Raw genomic sequence first — 22,196 nt, forward strand, 5'->3', positions numbered from 1 at the left:
ACCCGTATCAACTTGGGCCCCCTAGAGCGTCAGTGGAGGACGTCAAAAATACTGAGTAGAGCAATACTGAGGGAGGCAGTCACTGCGCCACACAATGTAGGTTATGTTATCAAGATCATGTAGAAGAAATGTTGAGTCCAAGCCAATTCCCAGCTGAGGGTGGCGGTATAAATTTATATTTTTTCTAATAAAAGATCAACTACCGTAGTCGTGGGGGAGCTATCACAGGTCGGGTTTGGGCCTGGAGCATATCACATACAAATATGTGTTAGATGCCTTATCCCTCTATCTGAGAAATCTAGGAAAGACGCCTTTCTTACATATCTGAGTATGAAACCTTACTCAGTAGTCTTATTTAGAGATCTTACTTAGAGGTCTAAGATAGATAAGAGTCATAGATGAATGTCTGACGTATATTTATGTGGTATGTCTCTAATAATGCTGTATGCTCTCGTACACGGTTTACAGCGAGGCTGGCGGCGTCGGGAAGACGTCGCTAACCGCGAATATCGCCTGTGCGCACGCCCGAGCGGGGCTTGATGTGTTGGTGATTCCGCTCGATCCACAGGACGGGAACCTGAGTCGGCTGTTCGACGTCGACGACGACCGGAGTGATTCAGCAGCAGACAGTCTCGTGCGACACCTTGTCGATAACCCGGGTGGCAACTTCGACGATCTGATTCGGACGGCAGAGGGTATTGATATTATTCCGGAACACAACACCCTTTCAGATCTCTCAGACCACTTAGCACGAGAGAAAAGTCGGGCCGAAGACTTCGGCGATGCGTACAACATCTACGCGCAACTCCGGCGTGTCCTCGTTGAGAACGATGTGCCGGACCGGTACGATGTTCTTATCTGTGATCCTCCAGCAACGGAGTCAGATCATCTCTATAATGCGATCTATGCGACGAGGAACCTCCTCATTCCGTTTGAGCCGTCCGCAAAGGGAGAAGCGTCCGTTGAGGGCTTAGAGGAGCTTGCGACGAACTTCGCGGATGAATTGAATATCGAAGTTGGGGTGCTTGGAGCCGTCCCAATCGAGTTCAAGGGGACGAGAGATCAAAACGAGATCATCGAGGACGTGCCCTTCGAGGTTCCGGAGGTGATCGGCGACCGAACATCGATGATGGAGGGCTGTTGGCGACACCAGTGTAGTGCGTTTGAATTTGTGCGAACGCACCGGAGCCGACGCCGCGACTACGAGGTTGAGACGCTGGCAAAGTTCGATCGAATTGCTCGCTCGCTTGAGACGCAGGGCGGCATTGTGGCGCCTTCGCCGCCTGAGCCAGGCGCGTTGGACGATCCTGAGGAGGTGACCGTCTGATGGGGGGATTCAAAGAGGGCACTGTGAATGGGTGGGAGGACGAGGAAGAGGACGACGATGAGCCGGAGGTCGAACCCGCTTCCTCGTCCGACATGGACTCGAAAAGCGACCAGGCAGAGACAACTGAGGTGGAGATAGAGACTGGAGCGAGCAGCAGCGCCGACAATAGCGGACGCGACACAGCAAGGAGTGACATTCCGTGGATATTACGCCGAAACAGCATCACAGACGGGCGAGAACAAACGGTCCAGCTCCACCTCCAAGAAGACACGCTGAACGTCCAGCGGACACAGAAGTCGATTATTGAGAGCCGACTCGGAGAAAGCGTGCGGAAAGCGGATCTCCGTGAGGCAGCGCTCCTGGTTGGACTTCAACACACGGATGATGTTGTCGACGTGCTCGAAGGGTGGGGATACGCGCTCGAATGATATCGCAGTATATGGTTTATTAGACAGTTAGCATCCACGGACAGCCGGCCGACGATAGCTACTCATCCGCTGAGAAAATGTCGCTGCCCACGTCAGAGAGTTCACCCGCCTCCTTGTGGGCATACATCTTCGATGTCGTTGATGGATCCTCGTGTCGGAGGACCCGTTGCGCGTCACTGAACCCCGCTGCATCGTAGTACGCCTCACCAACGCCACGGCGAGCGCCGTGGAGGGTGAGATACGCTTTCGAGTCGTCTGAACAGTCCACAGCGGCTGCCTGAGAGTGCTTTTTGAGCGTGTATCGGCCGCCTTCCGTAGTTAGAGCCGGCGGGGTGAGGTCCCGTTCACGAAAGGCATCAACGAGGTCTGCGGTGCCGAGACTCGTAACCGTGTCAATAGTCTCTGGATCGGCGTCACGCTCCTGAAGTTGACTTCGCGCAGCATCCCGCAGGGATGCGAGGTGGAACGAAGGGAACACGGGCCACGCATCGGTGGGCGGGTCGAGGAGCGTCTGCCAGCGGTTGAGGGCACTAACGGGACGATCTGTCAGCGGTGCCTTCTCGATTTGCTGGCTTTTGCCGAGGACTGTCAATACCTCCTGGTCAGTATCGATATCCCCCCATGTGATTCCCGTCCGCCGGTCATCGCGACTAGAGGCGAGGACCTCAGCACCGCGGACGCCAGAGAATCCGATGACGTAGACGAGCGCCCGGTCACGGGCAGCTGTGAGTGCTTCTCGGCTCTGCGGATCCGCATCAATCGCCGCATACGCTCGCTCGTCGACGTACGAGACGATTGTCTCGCGCTGCTGGGTCGACCAGAACTGCTGTTTGCTAGAGTCGGTTGCGGGCCGGTCAGGCATTTCGTCTTTTGCGCGGTCGGTATCCGCGGGGTTCTCTGGGATGTACTCCCACTGCTGGCAGTAACGGAGATATGCGGAGACGAGCGAGTAGTAGTTCCACGCAGTGGCTGCTGTGATCCCGTCCGTGTCATTGCTGGCTCGACGGGCATTCACCCGTCGGGCGAGGTGACCGGCATACCGGGCGAGGTGACGACTGTCGACCGCTTCTACGGTAGTCACGCCTTGGCCATTCATCCATTCGATCCAGTCCGGGACGACGCGTTCGAGCGCTTGAACGTAATTGCCGGATCGCTGCGTCGTTCCGTCCTCGGACTCGCCAAGTGTCTTCGCCTTGGCGTCGAGAAAATCGGTCAGGGGCTCGTCGAGTGGTGTTCCACTAGTCGTGTCCCCGGGTTGAGGGCCGTCAGTTGGCTGTACCATCGATTTAGCTTCACCGACAGCGGGCATCCTCAAAAATCTACTTGTGACTACTACACTAATCCAAAGTAGGTGCGGGTATTAGCTATAATAGCGTATGAGCTCTTCTGAAGCTGATTTTCATACGATCAAGCCTCACTACTTGTCTGATAAATCTTATTTCGCTATATAGAATCTATAGGTCGAGAAGTTTTGCAGTTTCGGAGGATAAGCTAGTTTCAGGTCGGATTAGCATCAATTCGTGGTGATTTGGAGCGTTCTGGGATCAATTTTGAATCATTACTCTCGAACTACCAGACGAGCGTACGAAATTGCGTGGATTTTGGCGCTGCTGGATACGGTTGTCACTCTTGAGCGGCGGACCCAGCGAGAGCTCAGCCGATTAGTCGTGCGGGATCAACGCCGAGGCAACGAGCTCAACACACTCACCCGCAGTAATCACAGGCGCGTAGTCCATCTCCTCGTCGACACCTGCTTTCAGCAGGAAGTCGGTCAGCCGCCAGATATTGTATAGGAGTACCGCGAACACGAAGTAGAACAGGCGAACGCGGTAGTCTTTCGAGGAGGTCTTGGCGAGAAAGTCACCTTTGATCGATTTGTACTCACTCTCGATCTGCCACCGGCGGCTGTAGCGCTGACAGAATGTCTCGGCTTCCTCGGGACCGACTCGAAGATTCGTCGCGAAGACGGCCGTTCCCTCTTTGCTCGTCGACGGTACGTACAGGAGTCGCATTGGATGCGATCCAGATTCCACGTGGACAGAGGCCGACTCCACAGCGACTTCCTGGTCGTCTTTGTCCATTTGGTCAAGCACCTCCCGTTCGGAGCTGGAGACCCGCTTCGGAATGAGGTAGTTCACATCGAGGTTTGAGAGCGTCTGGAACACTTGTATCGAGTCAAACTCTCGATCACACAGCACTGTCTCGATTGGAACGTGCTCTTTTGCTCGTCGAACGAGCCGTCGCACAGTACGATGGACCTGATTCGACGGGTACTCATCCCACTCAGAGCTCTCTCGAACCGGTTCCACGGCAAGAACGAGCGGGATATTCTGTCCAATGATCGAGAGTGTTGCGAATTTGAACGCTCGACCGTCTCTGTCCTTGGTCCCGCTGACCATCGGCATCTCTTCGACCTATCCGTAGTAGGGAATAGTCGTGATGTCGATCGCGGCTGTGACTGGACGCCGGAACGATGCTTCAGAGGCGATCACCGAGAGTAAGCGATCCGTCGTTTTGTTGAACCCCCTCACGAGTTCTTCGGGGCCAAATTGTTTGACTGCGCGGAGGTGGGTATCACCATGCGGTCCGTACTCTTTCCCGCGCCGATATTGGAAGCGAGTCGCTCCCTGCGAGGTGCCACAGCGGACCATCCCCATGAACGTCTGTAACTCGAAAAATTGCGTGTCCTCGTACGAGGCGTTCGATGCCCGACTAGAGTCGAAGTGTCCATAGGCGTGATCACGTGCGAGGCGCGTCGTCTGGATAATCTTCTCCTGTGAGAAGGATTCGTCTTCGACTGGGTCTGTATCTTCTTGCGTGTCGTCGACGATCTCTGCCTTTGGCCGCACCTTCGGAGCTGAGATGTCGCGATCGTGGATTTCTTTAACAACGAAATGGGCAGCAGCGTGGACGTATTCGTGGGTCGCGTCGTCGAATCGATTTCGCCACGCCCGCGAGAACGCTGATTCATCGGGTACTCGCCTGAAGCCGAGGATAGTCGCTACTTCCGGTTGCCGGGTGAGTCGTCGAGAAAACTCGGCGTACGAGTCACCCGTTATTTTCATGAACACAAATGAGAGGATTATCGCGCGAAAGGAGAGTGGCGCAGGATGCCACGCTGGATACCCGTCTTCGATCGTGTCTATCGAGTGATCGAGGTCTTCGAACGCGGTGACGAGATCGGCTTTTTTGAGTTCGTTTCGGATAGTGATCCCCAGCTGGTACGCTTCGCACAGAGACTGCATGCGAGGACCATCTTTGAAAGGAGGGCTACCGGAACCACTCATTCAAGAAATGGTGGGGTCGATCGCAAAGTTACCACACCAACATGACTACAAACATACTCTGTTCATCGTCAAAGGGATTGCTGCCGCCGCGTCTAGGTCTCCGAGTTGGCTCTCAACCTTCATGATGTCCACGAGGTACCCGGTACGGTTTCTAACATAAGTTCGAGCTGATCCAGACACATCTCGATCTGCTTGTCGATCGGCTCAGATCCCCGTACTGTCCGGTTGATATCCGGGAGGACACCTTGGAAGAAGACCACGTCCGACCCGCTGGCCTGCATGCCGAATGCGCCGGTGTCAATAACGTCGTCGCGCCGGCGTTTACTCTCTTCACTCAGCGACTCACCAATCAACATCCCGTTTTTGCGGTCCATCTGGTCTCCAAGAGCCGCTACCTGATCCAACATATGATTTAGTTTGTCTTCAAATATGAAAGAGTCTGCTTGTCCCGCCGTGTCGCGAATAGGGTGAACCGCTCGGGCTGGGTTTGTAATCAGTACTAAATTCTCATTAAAGGCTTTTAGAGCTTCTTTTTCCTGTTTACTGCGTATCGAATCGTTCCGTCGACTCAACAAGAGAGTGCGCCGATACCGTTCATTTGAATGTGATGTCGGTCTGGGCGCGTTCACGAGACATCTGAGCAGTACACCAAATGAATTAAGTCATATCGAGATATATCGATGTGTATGTCGATACTCGGCCGACTGTTCGGTGGCGAGTCGAATGATAATGAGAGCTGCTGTGATATACAGATAGAGGAGGTGGACTCGGACGAAAACGGGGCGGACGCGCCGGACGAGCGCGCCGACCGTACGGAGGACTGATCGATAATGTCGCAGGAACAGAACACGGCGGCTCAAGCGGGCTCCGAATCCGCGAGCGGGACGCTCCGACGGATGGAGGAGGGCGTCTGCTGTGACGGGCCGTTCCCGGAGACTCGACGGGCGGACGACGCGGTCGTCGAGGCGGAGCTGTCGGCGTTCAAGGCACTGGCCAACGAGAAGCGACTCGCGGTCGTTCACGCGCTTCGAGAGGGCGAACTCTGCGCCTGCGAGTTGGAGACCGTACTCGACGCGCCCCAGTCGACGGTCGCGTCACACCTCAGGAAGCTCCGCGACGCCGGCATCGTCGCCACGCGCAAGGAGGGAAAGTGGACGTACTACCGGATTGCGGACACAGCGAGCCTCCAGCTGCTCGATCTGGCCGCGGCGTTAGGTGAGGACCGATGATCCCGCCGGGGACCGAAGCGGCGCTGCTCGACTCGTGGGACTACTTCCTCCACCTTGCGATGGTCCTCACACCGCTGTTCATCGGCGCGTCGTTCCTCGTCGGGCTCGCACAGGAGTACCTCCCACCCGAGCGCGTCGAAGAGATGCTTCGCGCACGCGACCACGGCAGCGGGAACGTCCTCGCGGCGGGCCTCGGCGCGGTGACGCCGTTCTGCTCGTGTTCGACCGTCCCGGTCTTGGCGGGCCTGTTGGGGGCCGGCGCCCCCACGGGGATGGCGTTCTCGTTCCTGCTCGCCTCCCCGATCGTCAACTGGATTGCCGTGTTCCTACTGTTCGGGCTGTTCGGGACCGGCGTGACCGTCGCGTACGTGACGACGGCGCTGCTCGCGGCGATCGTCGCGGGACTCATCATCGGGACGTTCGAACTCGACGGGTACATCAAGGACGTCCGGATCACCGCGGGCGGTCGCGAGATCGCGACCGACGGCGGAGCGACTCCCTCGGACACCTCAAATGCGGCCGACGCCGGCGGGTGTAGCGAGTGCGGGACGACGGCGACGAACAGAACCCACAAGGAACGCGTGACCGCCGCGGGGGAGGGCGCGCTCTCCTTCTTCCGCGACACACTCCCGTACATCGCGGTCGGGATCGCGATCGGCGCGCTGATCCACGGCGCCGTACCGGCAGAGTTTCTCCAACAGATCGCCGGGCCGGGGAACCCGCTCGCGACCCCGATCGCCGCACTCGCCGGTGCGCCGATCTACGTGAGCATCAGCGGAATGCTGCCGATCGCGCACTCGCTCACTGAGGCGGGGATCCCGATCGGAACGGTGATTGCGTTCGTCATCGGCGGGGCGGGGATCAGCATCCCAAACCTGATCCTCCTGAATAAGCTGTTCGAACGCCGGCTGCTCGCGATCTACGCGACGACGGTCGTGACGATCGGCATTACAGTGGGTGTGCTGTTCAACACCGTCTTCGCCGGCCTCCTCTGAGCCGGGATCTTTCTTACAACGACCGCGACCCGTCGAGCGCAACGAGGACCGCGTTTGCGCGCGGCGTGGCGCGATACATCCGCCACTTGCCTTCCTTTCGGCGCGTGACGAGGCCAGCATCAGTGAGCTGCGAGAGGGCGTGGCTGATTGCGCTGTCGCTCACGTCCAAGAGCGGCGAGAGCTCACACACGCATAGCTCCTCGTCATCAGCCGCGTGAAGCATCCGAACGATCTTGTATCGGGTCTCGTTGCCGAGCGCCGACAGTAGCTCGATATCGGTCTCCAGGTCCGACCCGCCGACGCTCTCGTTCAGTTCTTCTAGCTCCGCTAACCGGTCGGCGAGGTCTTCATCCGTACAGGAGCCACATTCGTCGGCGACGTACCGCTGTAAACGCTCGGTAGATGACATACAAACAATTGAACCAAGCCGGGATTAAACGTTGCGGAGCGCCGTCTCAACTGATAGCTGGACAGCGAAAACAATATAGTAATCTCTCAAATATTGTCTCGTGTGAAAGAGACGAGACTTGTGGCGGGTGTCTGGCGGTCGACAACGACCATCTCGGCAGGCTCGAGCAACGATACGGCCGAATGCGCCGCTACAGGGTGTTCGCCGTGACCGGTTCCTACAAACGGGTCAATTACACCGACATCGAGACCACCTCGGGCGCGATGCGGCCGCTTACCGGCTCGCTCGATAGCGAGCAGGTCGGCGTGTCAATCGCGCGCTGTGAACCCGGATGGCGGAATAAGTCGCATGACCACGCCGCGGAGGATCACGAGGAGATATACGTCCTCTTAGAGGGTGAAGCTACCGTCGTTATCGACGACGAATCCGTCGAACTCGAAGCCGGCGACGCGGTTTGGATTCCGCCGACTGCGACGCGGCAGATCCAGAACGGTGATGTCGAAAGTGCGCTCGTCCTCGTGAGTGCCCCGGCGTCGAAGTGTCGAACCACGACGTGTGTCGACGACCCAGGATCGTGGGCCACCAACGGATTTATGGGGTGATCGGGGGGTCTCGGTCGTTCAAGATGAAATGACTGTGCGACCGATGTGAAGATATCCGACCGAAGAGCTTATAATTGTATGAGAGTTTGTTCAAATGAATCGGCCACAGAGAGGACAAACAAACGTGTCCTGCTGTGAACGATACATCAGACGTACGACCTCAATCCGACTCAATCATGACCGAACTCACCCTGTACGAAGAAGCGATGTGTTGCTCCACCGGCGTCTGCGGTCCCGACCCCGACGACGAACTCGTCGAGGTCAGCGCGGCGCTTGACCAGCTCGAAGACGCGTTCGACGAGCTCGAAGTCAACCGGGCGAACATACAGCACAACATCGATCAGTTCCTCGAAACGCAGCGGATCTACGACCGCGTTCAGGAGGACGGACCGTCGATCCTCCCGATCACGGTCGTCGACGACGAGATCGTCGCCGAGGGCGAGTACCTCTCGTACGACGAACTGACCGCGGCCATCGACGGCAACGCCACGCCACAGGAGGCCTAATAAATGGCACAATCACAGTCGACAGCGACGAGCGCGCGTGAGGTCGTCGAACCGAGTAGCGACGAAACCGAGTTCGTCTTCTTCAGCGGGAAGGGCGGCGTCGGCAAGAGCACGGTGAGCTGTGCGACCGCGACGTGGCTCGCCGACAACGACTACGAGACGCTCTTGGTGACCACCGACCCTGCCCCGAACCTCTCGGACATCTTCGGGCAGTCGATCGGCCACGAGGTCACCGCGATCGACGGGATCGAGAACCTCTCGGCGATCGAGATCGACCCGGACACCGCCGCCGAGGAGTACCGCCAGGAGACGATCGAGCCGATGCGCGAACTGCTCGGTGAAGAGGAGATCCAGACGGTCGAAGAGCAGCTCAACAGCCCCTGCGTCGAGGAGATCGCCGCCTTCGACAACTTCGTCGACTTCATGGACAGCCCGGAGTACGACGTCGTCGTCTTCGACACTGCACCGACGGGCCACACCATCCGGCTGATGGAGCTCCCCTCTGACTGGAACGCCGAACTCGAGAAGGGCGGCTCGACCTGTATCGGGCCGGCGGCCTCGATGGAGGACAAAAAACAGGATTATGAGCGTGCGATCGACACGCTCCAGGACGACGAGCGCACTTCCTTCGCCTTCGTCGGCAAGCCGGAGGACTCCTCGATCGACGAGATCGAACGCAGCGCGAGCGACCTCGGCGACCTCGGGATCGAGTCGCAGCTGTTGATCCTCAACGGCTACCTCCCAGAGTCGGTGTGCGAGGACCCCTTCTTCGAGGGGAAACGCGCGGACGAGCAGGCCGTTATCGAGCGCGCCCGAGAGGAGTTCGACGCGGACGCGACGGCGACGTACCCGCTCCAGCCCGGCGAGATAGCCGGGCTCGACCTGCTCGCTGACGTGGGCGGTGTCCTCTACGACGGCACGGAGGCGACCGTCGACGTCGGGACCGCGACCGACGTGGACGCTGACGGTGCGGTCGAGTTCGATTCGATGGCGGACGCCGACGCGGTTGTCGACCAGCTCACGCCGGGCGAGGAGACGCAGTACCTCTTTTTCACCGGGAAGGGCGGCGTCGGCAAGAGCACGGTCGCCTCGACGGCAGCGACGAAACTCGCTGAGGCGGGCCACGAGACGCTTGTCGTCACGACTGATCCGGCCGCGCACTTAGAGGACATCTTCGGTGAGCCCGTGGGCCACGAACCCACCTCGGTCGGCCAGGAGAACCTCGACGCGGCGCGGATCGACCAAGAGAAAGCGCTTGCGGAGTACCGCGAGCAGGTCCTCGACCACGTCACCGAGATGTACGAGGACAAAGAGGACACACAGATCGATGTCGACGCCGCGATCGCGAACGTCGAAGAGGAACTGGAATCGCCCTGTGCCGAGGAGATGGCCGCGCTCGAAAAGTTCGTGAGCTACTTCGACGAGGACGGCTACGACGTGGTCGTCTTCGACACGGCGCCGACAGGCCACACGCTCCGACTGCTCGAACTTCCCTCCGACTGGAAGGGGTTCATGGACCTCGGCTCGCTGACGAAGGGGGCTGCCCCCGCCAAAGGCGACCAATACGACGAGGTCATCGAGACGATGAAAGACCCCGAACGGAGCACGTTCGCGTTCGTGATGTACCCCGAGTACACGCCTATGATGGAAGCCTACCGGGCCGCCGCCGACCTCAAAGATCAGGTCGGCATCGAGACCTCGCTGGTCGTCGCCAACTACCTCCTCCCCGAGGAGTACGGTGACAACGCCTTCTTCGCGAATCGGCGCGCTCAGCAGGCGCAGTATCTCGACGAGATCCGTGACCGGTTCGACGCGCCGTTGATGTTGGCGCCGCTCCGGCAGGACGAACCGATCGGGCTCGACGAACTCAGCGCCTTCGGTGAGGAGATTACCGGACTCGCAGACGTTGTCGAAGCGGACGCACCGGAGGTGACGCCCTCGTGAGCGACGCACAGGACGTGGAAGGTGCGGCCGAGGACAGCGTGGGCGTGTCTACTGAGGAAGACGTAGAAGCCAACATTGAGGCGGCGCTCCACGAGTTCCTCGACACGCTCGACGAGTCTGAGACGTATCAGCGGTTCGTCGCGGCCGACGAGGCGTTACAGGACGATGACGACGCGATGGCGCTGCTCCGCGAGTACCAGCGAAAGCAACAGCAGATGCAACGCGGCGGTTTCGACGAGTCGGTGATGGCCGAGCTGAAGCAGCTCCAGACCGAAATGTCGAACAACGAGACGATCCAGCGTCAGCAGGCCGCACAGGCCGATCTGATAGAACTGCTCAAGCGAACGAACGACGCCATCAGCGACGAGATCGGCGAGGAGTTCGCGCGGTCCACCGGAGGTGGGTGCTGTTGAGCGCTTCCGGTCAGGACGCCAGCGAGTCCGAAGTGACAGACGAAGAGGTCGTCGCGGCCGCCGAGGCGCTCGGCGAAGAGCTTGCGGCGGCGAAAGAGTCCTCCTCGGAGTTCGCGTTCACCACTATGGTGATGCAGTGTAACGAAGCGATCGGCGACGAGACTGGTGTCGACTACGGGAGCGTCTGCGGCGCCGACGACGACGGCTGCTGTTAGCGGAGGTCATAGGGGCCGTTCCGGCTGACGGCCCTGCCAATTGTCACTCCGCGGACGGAGTTTGCGACAGGAGTTCGTCGAACAGCGAGACGACACGTTCTTCGATCTCGTCACGGATCTCCCGAACCTGCTCAATCGGACGCTCGTGGGGATCGTCGAGCCCCCAATCGCGATTCTCGCCGTTCCACGTCGCCGGGCATACGTCCGATGCCGAACACCCCATCGTGACGACGATATCGACCGCCTGTAGCTCGTCTGGCGTCACCTCTCGCGGCGTTCGGTCGCTGAGATCGATGTCTCGCTCTCTCATTGCTTCGACGACGATCCCGTGGACGTGGTCTGCGGGCTGTGTGCCACCGGTAACGATCGTAATCTGATCGCCCACACCGCGACGGTCGCGCTCGCGCTGGGCGAACGCTGCCGCCATTTGGCTCCGTCCTGCGTTTTGGACGCACACGAACGCGATCTGGTGGTCCGTCCGCTCATCGGATTCAGTCACACCTCCACAAGCGAGTGGGATCGGTATAGCTGTTACTTCAGGCACAGCGGCTCTTGATAGGCTATCTGAGAAGTACTCTCAGACCCGTTTTGAGCTATTGAGACGTATATACATCACATATAAGTGCTCAAGTCGACGGCATCGATTCTGCTGTTTATGAGTGATGATTTGCCGGTTACTCTAGGATTCGTTTGTGTACAAAATGCTGGTCGCAGTCAGATGGCAACAGCGTTCGCCGAACGCGAGCGTGACCGTCGTGGACTCGAAGACAGTGTTGAGATCATTACCGGTGGCACTCACCCCGCCGATAGCGTCCACGACGAGGTCGTGGCGGTCATGCAAGACCACGAGATCGATCTCTCGGATCGAGTCCCTCGAGAAGTCTCAACGACTGAGCTCGAATCATGTGACGTCGTCGCCACAATGGGCTGTTCGACACTCGAACTCGATGCTGAAGAGATAGATGTTCGCGACTGGGCGCTAACAGATCCTGACGGCCAAGATCTCGATCAGGTCCGTGAGATCCGAAACGATATCGAACAGCGGGTTACAGACTTGTTCGACGATGTTCACGCGAACGGTTCGCAGTGAAACAAGCGCCTGCTGGAGCGGTACTCGAATGACGGACTGTTATTGATTTTAGCGAGATTTTAATCAAGCTTTTTGTGAGAAAACAAAGGCACGCATGAGATCTATCCTCCGAAGTTATGATCCTCGTTCGCGTATTTTCTTGTCGAGATCTGCGAATTTTGTGGTATCGTAGACCCTCTCCAAGAGCATATCTCGTTTCTGCCCAACCACCCGAAGCCTCGAATTTTCACGACCGTTTTCGTTATCCTTGCTCATTTTGTATTGCTATTCTAAAATTACAAGTGGTAGATACTAAATTGGTCCCCGTATCTGCTACGCTCGCAGAACAGCATACAACAATACCGGAGAGTCGTGCGGTCGGCACGCAGACATACTGAACGGGTGACTCACCCCGTACTGACGTCGAAGGAAAGGAACATATCGGTTCCACCTTCTGAAGCTGTGACCGTAACATTGAGATAGTTGGTCTCATCTTCAGTTGGGTCTATTAGTGTAGTTCTTCGACGAGCGCAGCAACCGCCTCGTCGACGAGATCGCTGTCAAGGCGACCTTGCCAGAAGTCGATATCCTCGTGGTCGATCGATTGTACTCCCCACGGGACAATCTGACTCTCATCCGGGGTCCCACCACGAAGCCAACTCTCACCAGGAACATCGATCAGGCCGTCCATCCAGGATTTCGACGTCAACGTGAGCGCAATATACTGCTCCCCGTGGAACGGACGGCCTTTATGATTCAGGAGAATGAGCCAGGGCCGAGCAGCTTCCTCGCCTTTGAACGGATCATCCCCGTAGACGACGTCGCCACGCTCGAAAATTGGTCTCTCTCCGTCGGTCACTATTCGTCCTCGACGCTCGGATGCGGTTCCTCGGGTGCGTGTTCGCGCCAGGACTCCTTGTCCTCTGTACCGAGTCGCTGGTTGAACAGGGCGGTCGCCCGTTCGTACCCGCTGTATCCGTCGAGTCGCTCCGTGTCGTCGGTTATCGCCCAGTACGTCGCTTTGTGTTCGACGAGATCGCGGCCCTTCAGTCTCGAGAGCGCGGTGCTGACCGCGCCCTCATCGAGACCGATCTGAGAGGCGATCTCGCGAGCCTTGAACGCGCGATCATCGTTGGCGGCGAGAAATCCGAGGACCTGATCCGGGACGGAGAGTTCCTCGAGTTCGTCCTCGCTCGTCTTCTCGAAGGTATCCCGGTCGATGGACATTATTGAGCAGAAATACGGTGTCAACCGTAATGAGAGTTAGGTGTGAAAGTGGTGAAAACGCTGAAGGAGATACTTCGTCCGTAGACTCGTCGAAGCAGTTCGAGAATCGTAGACATTGAGACGGCCAGTCTTAACTACTGTATAGGTCGAGAAGTTTTGCAGTTTCGGAGGATAAGCTAGTTCCAGGTCGAATTAGCATCAATTCGTGGTGATTTGGAGCGTTCTGGGATCAATTCTGAATCATTACTCTCGAACTACCAGACGAGCGTATGAAATTGCGTGAATTTTGGCGCTGCTGAATAGGGTTGTCACTCTCGAACGGCAGACTCAGCGAGGTCTCAGCCGGTTAGTCGTGCGGAATCAACGCTGACATGACGGGTTTCGATTGCCCGACGCTCTCCTTGTCGACGGCCACGGCGGTTTCTTTCCCGATGTTCTCGGTCGGAGCGGATACGCAAAGAACGCACTCAAAAGTCCCGCAACTCACGACGACGTACAACGCGGGCGACCTCCACGACGACCACCCTGTTCGGTTCACCAATGAGGGCCTACGACTCGACCACAAGCCCGAGAACGCTATTGAGTGGTTTGTCAAGATTCCGCACCACGAGGACTATTACCTCTGGATGCCAGCCCAACCGAACCCCGAACAGCGGGACTGGTTGGAAGCGTTGAACGCTGGTGATGCGGAAATGGGCGGGGGTCGGCTGTTCGAGCGAGAGGGGACGTGGTTCCTCCACGCCACCGCTACTCGCGACGTTGAGGAAACTTCTGAGGTGTCCGCCGAAGAACGGACGCCCATCGGAGTGGACATCGGGGAAGCATCACTCGTCACGGTGTGTCACCGCGACGATCACGGTTCTCCGACCGCACCTGAACTGTGGGCCGACGAAGGGAAGACGGTTCGTCAGCTCCCTAAGAGCTACTTCACCGCCAAGCGCCGACTCCAGACGCGCGGAAGCGAGCGTATCGTGGAGTCGTTCGGTGGCGACCTATGGAAACAGATCGACGACGTGTTCCACCGCGTCACCCGCGAAGTCGTGGAGTACGCCGAATCCGTCAAGAATCCCGTTCTCGTTCTGGAAGATCTGACGTACATCCGGGAGTCGATGGACTACGGTGAGTTCATGAACCGGCGTCTCCACGGATGGGGGTTCGCCAAACTCCACGCGCAGATACGCTACAAGGCCGTCGAGAAGGGGATCCCCGTCGACACGGTGAATCCGCGTAACACGTCGAAGGAGTGCTACGGGTGCGGTGAAGTGGGATACTGCCCGCGACAGTCGACGTTCACGTGTACGAACGACGCTTGCTGGATGGGCGAGTACCATGGGGACGTGAACGGCGCGATAAACATCGCAGACCGCTACCTCAGCGGAGGGAGCCATTCGAGAGAACACAGAGATGACGATGACTCGGCTGAGGATGGGGGGCGTTTGACCGCCCCACAAGACACCCACGCCGATGCTGAAACCCAGCAAGGGACGCGTGGAACGAATGCGTCTTGAAACCGCAGGGCCGCTCTCGGCCTGAAATCCCGTGGTGGGATTCCCGCGTCTTCAGGCGCGGGAGGAGGTCAATGGAGCGCGTCGCCTGTATCGAGCCAGCGAAAAGGATCCAGTGCTCGGTCAGTGCCCCATCGCGCCCCCGAGGGGCTGGTAATGCGGGAACATCGGATGTGGGAGGTGAACACCGAGTGCCATCAATCCGTGCGCAAGCAGCACGTACCCCAGCACGACGAACACCACACCGAGTAGCCGATGAACGCGTCGCCGGTGGGCGACGTCGATCGATTGGATAATCGTCCCATAGAGGAAAACTGCCGGAATCGTCCCGATGCCAAGGGCACCGAGAGCGATTCCCCCTGTGGTCGGGGAGCCGCTCGCGAAGGCGAACAGATACGCGGGATACAGCATCGGGCAGGGGAGAAACGCGTGGACGGCTCCCAGCCCGACAATACTCGGGCTGTTCACGTGTCGGTGAACTCTCGCTGCGAGCCACGACGTAACGCGCTGGACGCCAGGGATGCGAATATCGCCTCCGCTTCCACCGATGACGTACCGAACGCCCGTCGCCACAATGAACCCTCCGACCGCAAGACCGACAACACCTCGCAGGAGATCGGCGATCGGTGTCAGCTGGTCAGCGGTAACGAATACGACGCTCCCGAGCGCGCCGAAGACGGCCCCGAGAATCGCGTACGTCGTCGCCCGGCCGACGTTGAACAGGAAATGCTGGCGAACCTCGTAGGTCGTGAGATGACCGGCACGCCCGTCGTTGGCTGTCACCGTCCCGCCATCGGGCTGCGGCGTCATCTGTTTCGAGTACATCGTCACAAGTGGACCGCACATCCCGATACAGTGTGCGCCGCCCAGCACGCCGATGAGGACGAAGAGGACGACATCAATCCGGAGGAGCGACTCGATCATAGTCGTTCTCGGTTGCGTGCGGATTTGTATCGTCTGGTGTACCTCTCGAATAAGACTGTATGGATGATGTCGAGTGAAAAGAACGCATCAAGATGGCTTTGTTGAAATCCTATTCTTCAAACATTTTCTCGCATGAAACAGTCGATTGATGAGAGCCCCAAAGCGACCGTATCTCGGCTTGTGACAGGAACTATGCTCGCAGGAACGGTCCATCAAACATGGTCTTCGTACCTGATGAACTCCCGGATCAACTCTTAGTTGATTACGAAAACGCGACCGTGTATGGGGATTTGGAACAAGAGAAGGTGCTTCACCAAGGCAAGGTTCGTCTTCTCCCAAACGGGTGGGTTGCGTTGCCCACTAACCGACTCCTGTCTCCTGAAGCGGTACACCACATCGATCCATAGAGATCCGGTACTGAGCGATCAGGGTTGTGAAACTATCAACTGTTGAGGATTTCAACAGAGCCACACGACTAACCCGCTGAGATCTCGCTGGGTCCGCCGCTCAAGAGTGACAACCGTATCCAGCAGCGCCAAAATCCACACAATTTCGTACGCTCGTCTGGCAGTTCGAGAGCAATGATTCAAAATTGATCTTGGAACGCTGAGAATCACCACGAATTGATGCTAATTCGACCTGAAACTGGCCTATCCTCCGAAACTGTGAGAAACGTGTTGGCAAGACAAATCGGGGACTGTTTCGGCCACAGAAGTACGTTGGAACAATTAATTTCGAGCCCGGTTAGGTCGGGATATGAGCTGGACCCGTCGTAGAGTGCTCGCGTCCATGGCTGGTGTATGTGGGGCCTCCGGATGCCTTGCCTCCCCTGACCGATCACTGCCGACAGCACCGACCAGTGGATGGAACCAGTCACGGTGTGATGCCCAGAAAACGGCTACATCCGATGTCACAGTCCCTGAACGCGGAAATCTAGCGTGGGGCGGTGGCAGTGGCCAGATGCTGTCGGTAGTGGCTGATCAGACCGTGTATACTGTTGACGATGACGATGGCCTTACCGCACTCAATGCCCAAACCGGCGAGCACAGGTGGCAAACAGCCCTCGATCGCGACCTTGACGATACGGAACCGGTTGGTGTCTCAGGAGGCATCATCAATGATCAGTTGTTAGTTGCGACCCGGGGGAGGCTCTATTCGTTCAGTACTGCCGACGGCAGTGAGCGGTGGCAACGAAAGCTTCCGGGGCATGTATCTTCGATATCGACGACGGTCGTCCCAGATCGACAGATCGGGCTGATTGATTTTACGCACGGTCAGAAGTACTACATTATCGCCGTTACGGCCGAGTCAGGCGAGATCAAATGGCGAGATTCTGTACTGCGAGGCGGCGGACGTGGACTAGCAGTATTTGACGATCACGTATATGTTACTGGAACATCTAAGACAGGTGAAGAAGTTCTACGCTGTCTTGAAATAGACACCGGGGAGTTGATCTGGCAGCAAGGAATCGCAGATACTGACCGCTATTCGACGCATGTCTGTGTGACGAGTGGTGTCCTAATCGGTGAGGGAGCCGATATTAGTGTCTATGATCATAGCGACGGAAAGCAGAGAGCATCTGTAGAGCTTCCGCACGGACGGGTTCGCAGTATCGCCGTTGACGATGGTACCGCTTTCGTGCTTTCCGAATCCGGTCTCGCAGCGGTATCGGTGCCAGACGGCGGCAGGCAGTGGTCTCTGTCGAGAAATCCGACCCGACATTTTGTCCGCGGCCCACTCGCAGTTGGGCGCGAAAGCGTCGTCGCACCAGTGTTCATGGAATCGCTTGGTTGTCCAGCAGTCGTTGCGTTTGAGCGGATCGATGGAACACGGCGTTGGCACTATACTCTCGGTGACGACTTTGCGTGTGGAACGATCTGGTCTCAACCAGTCCTCGCCGACGGGGCAGTGTTTATCGATACCAGCCCGCATACTGTGACTGCTCTTGGAGATCTTTCCCAGCAGGATTGACTCTCTGTGGCTCTGTTGAAATCCCATTTTTCAGGGCGAGAATCCCGCCGTTTACGGCGAGGAGGATGTCACAGCGGATATCGCAGGGCTGTGATGCGTGGTTTCGGCTAACTCATACTGGCTGCCGGGGTATCAGCTCTCACAGGCCTTACATTCGAGGATATCTCGGCTGAACTTCTGTGCGGCGTTGACGCTGTGTTGGTAGTAGAGACTCTTCACCCCTTTTTTCCAAGCCTCGATGTAGAGCTGGTTGATCTCCTTGACGCTCACTTCGCTCGGATCGATTGAGACGTTCAGGCTCTGTGCCTGGTCGATGTGTTTCTGCCGCTGCGCTGCCTGGTTAATGATCGCCATCTGTGGAATCTCGGCGAAGGTCTTGAACACCTCCTTCTCCTCGTCGGTTAGGCAGTCGAGGTGTTGGACGCTCCCGTCGTTCTGTGCGATGCTGTCCCAGACTTCACGCTCATCTCTGCCTCGCTGTTTCAGTATCCCCTCGAGGAATCGGTTCTTCTGCGTCGATTTGAGCTTCGCACCGTCACGGACGAAGTAGTTCGATTTTAGTGGTTCAATGCTCGGACTGACCTGCCCCAGGATGACGCTGCTGGATTTCGTCGGGGCCACGCTCATCGTCGTTGCGTTCCGGCGACCGTAGCCGTCGAGCACTTCCGGCTCACCGAACTCGTCGGCGAGCCGACGACTCTCCTCGTAACTTCGCTCCTTGATGGTGCGGAAGATTGCCTCATTTTTTTCCATCGCCTCCATGCTGTCGAACGGAATCATCTCGCTCTGGAGGTAGCTGTGCCAGCCGAGGACGCCGATGCCGATCGCCCTGTGCCGTTTCGCAAACCGCACTGGCCGTTCCATGAACTGCGTCCCCTCCGCCTCTTGGATGAACTCCTCCATGACGGCGTCGAGGAACCGCGTCAGCGTCTCTACTGCGTCGGTGTCCTTCCACTCGTCGTAATGGAGCGCGTTCATTGACGAGAGACAACAGACGAAACTCTCGTCTGGCGTGGCGGGCAGCGCGATCTCGGTACACAGGTTGGAAGCGTTGATCTCGTAGCCCTTGTCCTTGTATACCTGTGGCTTCCCCTCGTTCATATTGTCCCGGAAGATGATGTACGGGACTCCGATGTTGATCCGCGTCTCGATGATCTCTGCCCACGTCTCTCGCTTCTCCTCGTCGCCGTCGACCATCGCCTGGAACCAGTCGTCACCAATGATGACGCCGTAGTAGATGTCCTGTACAGGGTCGCCCTCGGTCTTGATGTTGAGCCACTCGTCCAAGTCGTCGTGTTCGATGTCGATGTACCCCGCGAACTGTCCGCGCCGCGTCTCTCCCTGGCTGACAACGTTGATGATCGTGTCGAACAGCTCGGTAAAGCTATAGCTCCCGTTGCTCTTGCCGTTGTTCGTGATCGGGCTGCCTCGGGGCCGGATCTCGCCGAAGTACCCGCTGGTCCCGCCGCCCAGCTTGGTCATCTCGCCCACTTCGGCCTGTGTGTAGAGGATGCTCTCCATGCTGTCCGCCATGTAGCTACCGAAGCAACTGATGGGCAGGCCTCGGTCCAGACCGAAGTTCGACCACACTGGACTCGCGAGGCTGTAGAAACCCCGACTCATGTAGTCATAGAACTTGTCCGCAAAGCCGTCATCATCCAAGATTTCTTCAGCCCGCTCTCCGATCTCTCTGACCCTTTCCTCGGCTGTGACGCCCTCAAGTAGGTACCCCTCGTTGAGGAATGCCCTGCTATCCTCGTTCAGCCAATAGAACGGTTCCTCGTGCTGCTGTTGTACCTCGTCGAGTGCTGGTTCTGTTTGTGCCATCGTTAGAACATGTCCTCTGCGGTAACGCTCTGCGAGTGCTTGTTGTACGTGGTCGACCGCTTGCTGAAGAAGTCGTTATCCTTCGTCATCATGATGTCCTCATCGAACCACCGCGTCTCCTCGAGCAGGTCATCGTCCGGGTCGAATATCGGCTCGACACCGACGTTCTCGAGGCTCTGATTGAATCGATCCCGGAGGAATGCGTCGACGTGCGCCCGGGGAAGAAACTCCAGTTCACCCTCACCGAAGATCCAGTCTAGTATCTTCATCTCGGCCTCGAACGCCTGCTGACAGGCGGCTTGGACCTCTTCTTCGAAGTCTTCGTCGAAGAGGTCCGGATTCTCCTCGCGAATCGTCTCCACGAGTTCGACACCGAATAGCCCGTGAATCTGCTCTTCCTTGCTGGTCGCCTCGACGGCGTTTGCGATCCCCTTGAACTTCTTTTCGTGTTTGTCGAAGCTCGTCATGATGAGGAACTGCGAGAACAGCGAGACGTGTTCAACGAATGTGGAGAACAGGAGGAGACTCATCACGTACTCCTGTGTGTCGTCGCTCTCGCTCTTCTCAAGATACTCGTCGAGGTAGTCAATCCGCTCCTCGATTGCGGGGACGTCGGTCACCTCCTCGAAGTCTTCCGCAATCCCCAGGATGTCGAGGAGGTGACTGTACGCGTCCATGTGTCTGACTTCACTCTCCGCGAAGGTCATACCGACGTTCCCGACCTCTGCTTTGGGCATCTCGTCGTAGATGTCTGCCCAGAATGTCTTGACCTGGACCTCAATCTGCGCGATGGCCAGCATCGTCCGCTTGATAACGGCCTTCTCGGCAGGAGTCGTGTTGACTTTGAAGTCTTGGACGTCTCCTGAGAAATTGAACTCCGTGTGAACCCAGTAGCTGTTCCGTATCGCGTCTTTGTACTCAAGAACGTCGGGGTATTCGTACGGTTTGAGCTGCGTTCGTTCGGAGAAGATGTCAGTCTCTGACTCTCCACCTGTGGTTTTGCTTTCAGTCATTGGTACGTACTCTGGAGGAATCGTTCTCTGTTGGGTGGTTTCTGTTGCCGTCGTTCTCTGTGCGTCTGGACCTGGGCCATGCTCGTCCGGTCAGGGATTGACCGAGCATTCGTTTGATCTGCGTATGGTTGTATCATAGTGAACCGTCCGAGGCGTCGAAGTCATCAAGTTCTGCATCCAGGACCGCATCAAGTTCTCTCAAGAATTCCTGCGGCTCAGAGAATGCTTTGTAAACGGAGACAAACCGAATGTAAGCTATCTTATCGAGCGTGCGGAGGTTCTCAGAGACGAGTTCGCCGATGAGACTCGAAGAGACGATCCGTGCCTCTTGATCTTGTAGTTCGCTCTCGATATCGTCAACGAGAGTAGTCACTGTTGTCTCCGTCACATCTCGCTTCTCAACGGCTCGCTCGATCCCTGCGCGGAGTTTCTGTCGGTCAAACGGTTCGATGGTTCCGTCGCGTTTTTTCACTTGGAGGGATTCCCACTCCGGACGTTCGTAGGTCGTAAAGCGGAACGAACAGCGTTGACACTCGCGGCGTCGTCGGACGGAGGTTCCGTCGGTACTGGCCCCTGTATCGATGACGCGTGTTCGCTCGTTCCCGCAGTCCGGGCAGTTCATAGTTGTCACTGCTTAATCCTCCATGGTCTTAACCCCATATGTGGTGCCTCTCGATTTTGACCGCAACATCTGGTGGTGAGGGCTGTCACATAAACCTTACCCAATAGAATTGGAATAGTACAATTCAGTTTGATTGCCGGGCGTGGGTGATTGGGCTCAGATGTATTGAGCACACCAGGTTCAACTGCGCTACAGCGATTTTTTCGAAGACAGTTGTACCCCGCTGTGGGCTAGCAACGGTCGTGCTCAAACATTTGGAGGGTAGGTTATGGCCACAATTCTTGACTGTGGGTGCCAATACGCTAACGATGACTGACGAAATAGAAATCCCGACCGAGCCACGGGCCGCGGTCGACGCACTGGCGACACACCTAACTGCGACCGCAGACCGCCCAGTGCCGCCAGCAACGAACCGATGGCTCGGGGAAGCTGAAGCCGTCGCCCGCGACGCTGCCAGTGACGGTCTTGACACGCAAACCAGGCAAAAGCGGGTTCGTCAGGTTGCCACACTGCTTGAGTCGGCTGACGAAACAGATGATGTGGTTGCCGATCGCCATATTGAGGCGGCTATTCAGTGCTGCCAAGTCGTTCTCGCTAACGAGTGACCGTGGTTGAGACTGTACAGGATATCTCTCTCGCCACATGTTAAATTCTGCCAGATAGAGAAACCAAATTAAATCTCA

Annotated in this window: 23 protein-coding genes and 2 pseudogenes; 14 read left to right on the plus strand and 11 right to left on the minus strand. The window is 57.5% G+C overall.

The genetic code is table 11. The features are described 5' to 3' along the window. Positions 1-445 precede the first annotated feature (445 nt). Both EO776_RS17010 and EO776_RS17015 read left to right on the plus strand, forming a co-directional pair. On the plus strand, positions 446-1,327 hold the full coding sequence (locus EO776_RS17010; protein ID WP_094520174.1) for a ParA family protein: 882 nt from the start codon (positions 446-448) through the stop codon (positions 1,325-1,327). Then, positions 1,327-1,755, plus strand: coding sequence for a hypothetical protein (locus EO776_RS17015; protein ID WP_086215357.1), 429 nt, complete (start codon positions 1,327-1,329; stop codon positions 1,753-1,755). The genes EO776_RS17010 and EO776_RS17015 overlap by 1 nt, the downstream gene beginning before the upstream one ends. A 58-nt stretch (positions 1,756-1,813) precedes the next feature. On the opposite strand, the gene EO776_RS17020 is transcribed toward EO776_RS17015, so the two are convergent. From EO776_RS17020 to EO776_RS19485, 3 genes and pseudogenes are all read right to left on the minus strand, one after another. Next, the gene (locus EO776_RS17020) at positions 1,814-3,037 is read right to left on the minus strand and encodes a tyrosine-type recombinase/integrase (RefSeq protein ID WP_094494802.1); all 1,224 of its coding nucleotides are present in this window, start codon (positions 3,035-3,037) and stop codon (positions 1,814-1,816) included. Between the two features lie 379 nt (positions 3,038-3,416). Further along, a pseudogene (locus EO776_RS17025) lies at positions 3,417-5,000 on the minus strand (transposase). A 161-nt stretch (positions 5,001-5,161) separates the two neighbouring features. Next, entirely contained in the window at positions 5,162-5,614 is a 453-nt protein-coding gene (locus tag EO776_RS19485; RefSeq protein WP_241898014.1) for a hypothetical protein, read from the minus strand. Between the two features lie 114 nt (positions 5,615-5,728). On the opposite strand from EO776_RS19485, the gene EO776_RS19130 reads away from it, so the two are divergent. The 3 genes from EO776_RS19130 to EO776_RS17040 are packed head-to-tail and all read left to right on the plus strand — an operon-like array spanning position 5,729 to position 7,266. Further along, the gene (locus EO776_RS19130) at positions 5,729-5,866 is read left to right on the plus strand and encodes a hypothetical protein (protein ID WP_158228723.1); all 138 of its coding nucleotides are present in this window, start codon (positions 5,729-5,731) and stop codon (positions 5,864-5,866) included. 6 nt (positions 5,867-5,872) lie between these two features. Continuing rightward, the gene (locus tag EO776_RS17035) at positions 5,873-6,271 is read left to right on the plus strand and encodes an ArsR/SmtB family transcription factor (protein WP_099289345.1); all 399 of its coding nucleotides are present in this window, start codon (positions 5,873-5,875) and stop codon (positions 6,269-6,271) included. Then, a complete protein-coding gene (locus EO776_RS17040; RefSeq protein WP_099289346.1) occupies positions 6,268-7,266 on the plus strand; it encodes a permease in 999 nt (332 codons plus the stop codon). Before EO776_RS17035 ends, EO776_RS17040 begins: the two co-directional genes overlap by 4 nt. Before the next feature lie 13 nt (positions 7,267-7,279). Here the strand turns inward: EO776_RS17040 and EO776_RS17045 are convergent, their stop codons facing one another. Further along, positions 7,280-7,675, minus strand: a complete 396-nt coding sequence (locus tag EO776_RS17045) for an ArsR/SmtB family transcription factor (protein WP_004595752.1) — start codon at positions 7,673-7,675, stop codon at positions 7,280-7,282. A 182-nt stretch (positions 7,676-7,857) separates the two neighbouring features. Here EO776_RS17045 and EO776_RS17050 point away from each other — a divergent pair, with 182 nt between their 5' ends. The 5 genes from EO776_RS17050 to hcsS all read left to right on the plus strand — a co-directional run bounded on the left by EO776_RS17050 (position 7,858) and on the right by hcsS (position 11,355). Further along, complete coding sequence (locus EO776_RS17050) at positions 7,858-8,277, plus strand: cupin domain-containing protein (protein ID WP_099289347.1); 420 nt, start codon at positions 7,858-7,860, stop codon at positions 8,275-8,277. Positions 8,278-8,453: 176 nt separating this feature from the next. After that, complete coding sequence (gene arsD, locus EO776_RS17055; protein ID WP_099289348.1) at positions 8,454-8,783, plus strand: arsenite efflux transporter metallochaperone ArsD; 330 nt, start codon at positions 8,454-8,456, stop codon at positions 8,781-8,783. A gap of 3 nt (positions 8,784-8,786) precedes the next feature. Then, positions 8,787-10,727, plus strand: coding sequence for an arsenical pump-driving ATPase (arsA, locus tag EO776_RS17060; protein ID WP_099289349.1), 1,941 nt, complete (start codon positions 8,787-8,789; stop codon positions 10,725-10,727). After that, on the plus strand, positions 10,724-11,140 hold the full coding sequence (gene hcsL / locus EO776_RS17065; RefSeq protein WP_004595748.1) for a halo-CC-star protein HcsL: 417 nt from the start codon (positions 10,724-10,726) through the stop codon (positions 11,138-11,140). The genes arsA and hcsL overlap by 4 nt, the downstream gene beginning before the upstream one ends. Next, on the plus strand, positions 11,131-11,355 hold the full coding sequence (gene hcsS, locus EO776_RS17070; RefSeq protein WP_004595747.1) for a halo-CC-star protein HcsS: 225 nt from the start codon (positions 11,131-11,133) through the stop codon (positions 11,353-11,355). The genes hcsL and hcsS overlap by 10 nt, the downstream gene beginning before the upstream one ends. A 43-nt stretch (positions 11,356-11,398) precedes the next feature. Here the strand turns inward: hcsS and EO776_RS17075 are convergent, their stop codons facing one another. Beyond that, a complete protein-coding gene (locus EO776_RS17075; protein WP_394346138.1) occupies positions 11,399-11,821 on the minus strand; it encodes an arsenate-mycothiol transferase ArsC in 423 nt (140 codons plus the stop codon). Positions 11,822-12,010: 189 nt separating this feature from the next. Between EO776_RS17075 and EO776_RS17080 the strand changes: the two genes are divergently transcribed. Beyond that, positions 12,011-12,445, plus strand: a complete 435-nt coding sequence (locus EO776_RS17080) for a low molecular weight phosphatase family protein (protein ID WP_099289181.1) — start codon at positions 12,011-12,013, stop codon at positions 12,443-12,445. A gap of 487 nt (positions 12,446-12,932) precedes the next feature. Here the strand turns inward: EO776_RS17080 and EO776_RS17085 are convergent, their stop codons facing one another. Beyond that, positions 12,933-13,283, minus strand: coding sequence for a type II toxin-antitoxin system PemK/MazF family toxin (locus EO776_RS17085; RefSeq protein ID WP_099289180.1), 351 nt, complete (start codon positions 13,281-13,283; stop codon positions 12,933-12,935). After that, entirely contained in the window at positions 13,283-13,651 is a 369-nt protein-coding gene (locus EO776_RS17090; RefSeq protein ID WP_049933409.1) for a MarR family transcriptional regulator, read from the minus strand. The genes EO776_RS17085 and EO776_RS17090 overlap by 1 nt, the downstream gene beginning before the upstream one ends. A gap of 445 nt (positions 13,652-14,096) precedes the next feature. Here EO776_RS17090 and EO776_RS17095 point away from each other — a divergent pair. Further along, a pseudogene (locus EO776_RS17095) lies at positions 14,097-15,159 on the plus strand (RNA-guided endonuclease TnpB family protein); the annotation flags it as partial. Positions 15,160-15,279: 120 nt separating this feature from the next. On the opposite strand, the gene EO776_RS17100 reads toward EO776_RS17095, so the two are convergent. Beyond that, positions 15,280-16,080 carry a sulfite exporter TauE/SafE family protein gene (locus EO776_RS17100; RefSeq protein ID WP_049933407.1) on the minus strand — a complete coding sequence of 267 codons (801 nt, stop codon included), beginning with the start codon at positions 16,078-16,080 and terminating at the stop codon, positions 15,280-15,282. Between the two features lie 960 nt (positions 16,081-17,040). Between EO776_RS17100 and EO776_RS17110 the strand changes: the two genes are divergently transcribed. After that, the gene (locus tag EO776_RS17110) at positions 17,041-18,051 is read left to right on the plus strand and encodes an outer membrane protein assembly factor BamB family protein (protein ID WP_179235187.1); all 1,011 of its coding nucleotides are present in this window, start codon (positions 17,041-17,043) and stop codon (positions 18,049-18,051) included. Between the two features lie 132 nt (positions 18,052-18,183). On the opposite strand, the gene EO776_RS17115 is transcribed toward EO776_RS17110, so the two are convergent. From EO776_RS17115 to nrdR, 3 genes are all read right to left on the minus strand, one after another. Further along, positions 18,184-19,878: a ribonucleoside-diphosphate reductase subunit alpha gene (locus EO776_RS17115; RefSeq protein ID WP_099288927.1), complete on the minus strand. Its 1,695-nt coding sequence runs from the start codon at positions 19,876-19,878 to the stop codon at positions 18,184-18,186. A gap of 2 nt (positions 19,879-19,880) precedes the next feature. Next, positions 19,881-20,891, minus strand: coding sequence for a ribonucleotide-diphosphate reductase subunit beta (locus tag EO776_RS17120; protein ID WP_049933404.1), 1,011 nt, complete (start codon positions 20,889-20,891; stop codon positions 19,881-19,883). Between the two features lie 133 nt (positions 20,892-21,024). Beyond that, a complete protein-coding gene (gene nrdR, locus EO776_RS17125) occupies positions 21,025-21,513 on the minus strand; it encodes a transcriptional regulator NrdR (protein WP_089309352.1) in 489 nt (162 codons plus the stop codon). A gap of 308 nt (positions 21,514-21,821) precedes the next feature. On the opposite strand from nrdR, the gene EO776_RS17130 reads away from it, so the two are divergent. Next, entirely contained in the window at positions 21,822-22,118 is a 297-nt protein-coding gene (locus tag EO776_RS17130; protein ID WP_080508740.1) for a hypothetical protein, read from the plus strand. Positions 22,119-22,196: the final 78 nt, after the last annotated feature.

Source organism: Halorubrum ezzemoulense (assembly GCF_004126515.1).
Classification (GTDB): domain Archaea; phylum Halobacteriota; class Halobacteria; order Halobacteriales; family Haloferacaceae; genus Halorubrum; species Halorubrum ezzemoulense.

Excerpts from the sequence above, each read along its gene's own strand:
- EO776_RS17035 (WP_099289345.1), top strand. The coding sequence starts at position 5,873 with ATGTCGCAGGAACAGAACACGGCGGCTCAAGCGGGCTCCGAATCCGCG.
- EO776_RS17090 (WP_049933409.1), bottom strand. The coding sequence starts at position 13,651 with ATGTCCATCGACCGGGATACCTTCGAGAAGACGAGCGAGGACGAACTC.
- EO776_RS17010 (WP_094520174.1), top strand. The coding sequence starts at position 446 with ATGCTCTCGTACACGGTTTACAGCGAGGCTGGCGGCGTCGGGAAGACG.
- EO776_RS17015 (WP_086215357.1), top strand. The coding sequence starts at position 1,327 with ATGGGGGGATTCAAAGAGGGCACTGTGAATGGGTGGGAGGACGAGGAA.
- nrdR (WP_089309352.1), bottom strand. The coding sequence starts at position 21,513 with ATGAACTGCCCGGACTGCGGGAACGAGCGAACACGCGTCATCGATACA.
- EO776_RS17120 (WP_049933404.1), bottom strand. The coding sequence starts at position 20,891 with ATGACTGAAAGCAAAACCACAGGTGGAGAGTCAGAGACTGACATCTTC.
- arsD (WP_099289348.1), top strand. The coding sequence starts at position 8,454 with ATGACCGAACTCACCCTGTACGAAGAAGCGATGTGTTGCTCCACCGGC.
- EO776_RS17050 (WP_099289347.1), top strand. The coding sequence starts at position 7,858 with ATGCGCCGCTACAGGGTGTTCGCCGTGACCGGTTCCTACAAACGGGTC.
- EO776_RS17130 (WP_080508740.1), top strand. The coding sequence starts at position 21,822 with ATGACTGACGAAATAGAAATCCCGACCGAGCCACGGGCCGCGGTCGAC.
- arsA (WP_099289349.1), top strand. The coding sequence starts at position 8,787 with ATGGCACAATCACAGTCGACAGCGACGAGCGCGCGTGAGGTCGTCGAA.
- EO776_RS17100 (WP_049933407.1), bottom strand. The coding sequence starts at position 16,080 with ATGATCGAGTCGCTCCTCCGGATTGATGTCGTCCTCTTCGTCCTCATC.
- EO776_RS17020 (WP_094494802.1), bottom strand. The coding sequence starts at position 3,037 with ATGGTACAGCCAACTGACGGCCCTCAACCCGGGGACACGACTAGTGGA.
- EO776_RS17040 (WP_099289346.1), top strand. The coding sequence starts at position 6,268 with ATGATCCCGCCGGGGACCGAAGCGGCGCTGCTCGACTCGTGGGACTAC.
- EO776_RS17045 (WP_004595752.1), bottom strand. The coding sequence starts at position 7,675 with ATGTCATCTACCGAGCGTTTACAGCGGTACGTCGCCGACGAATGTGGC.
- EO776_RS19130 (WP_158228723.1), top strand. The coding sequence starts at position 5,729 with ATGTCGATACTCGGCCGACTGTTCGGTGGCGAGTCGAATGATAATGAG.
- EO776_RS17115 (WP_099288927.1), bottom strand. The coding sequence starts at position 19,878 with ATGGCACAAACAGAACCAGCACTCGACGAGGTACAACAGCAGCACGAG.
- EO776_RS17080 (WP_099289181.1), top strand. The coding sequence starts at position 12,011 with ATGAGTGATGATTTGCCGGTTACTCTAGGATTCGTTTGTGTACAAAAT.
- EO776_RS17110 (WP_179235187.1), top strand. The coding sequence starts at position 17,041 with ATGCTGTCGGTAGTGGCTGATCAGACCGTGTATACTGTTGACGATGAC.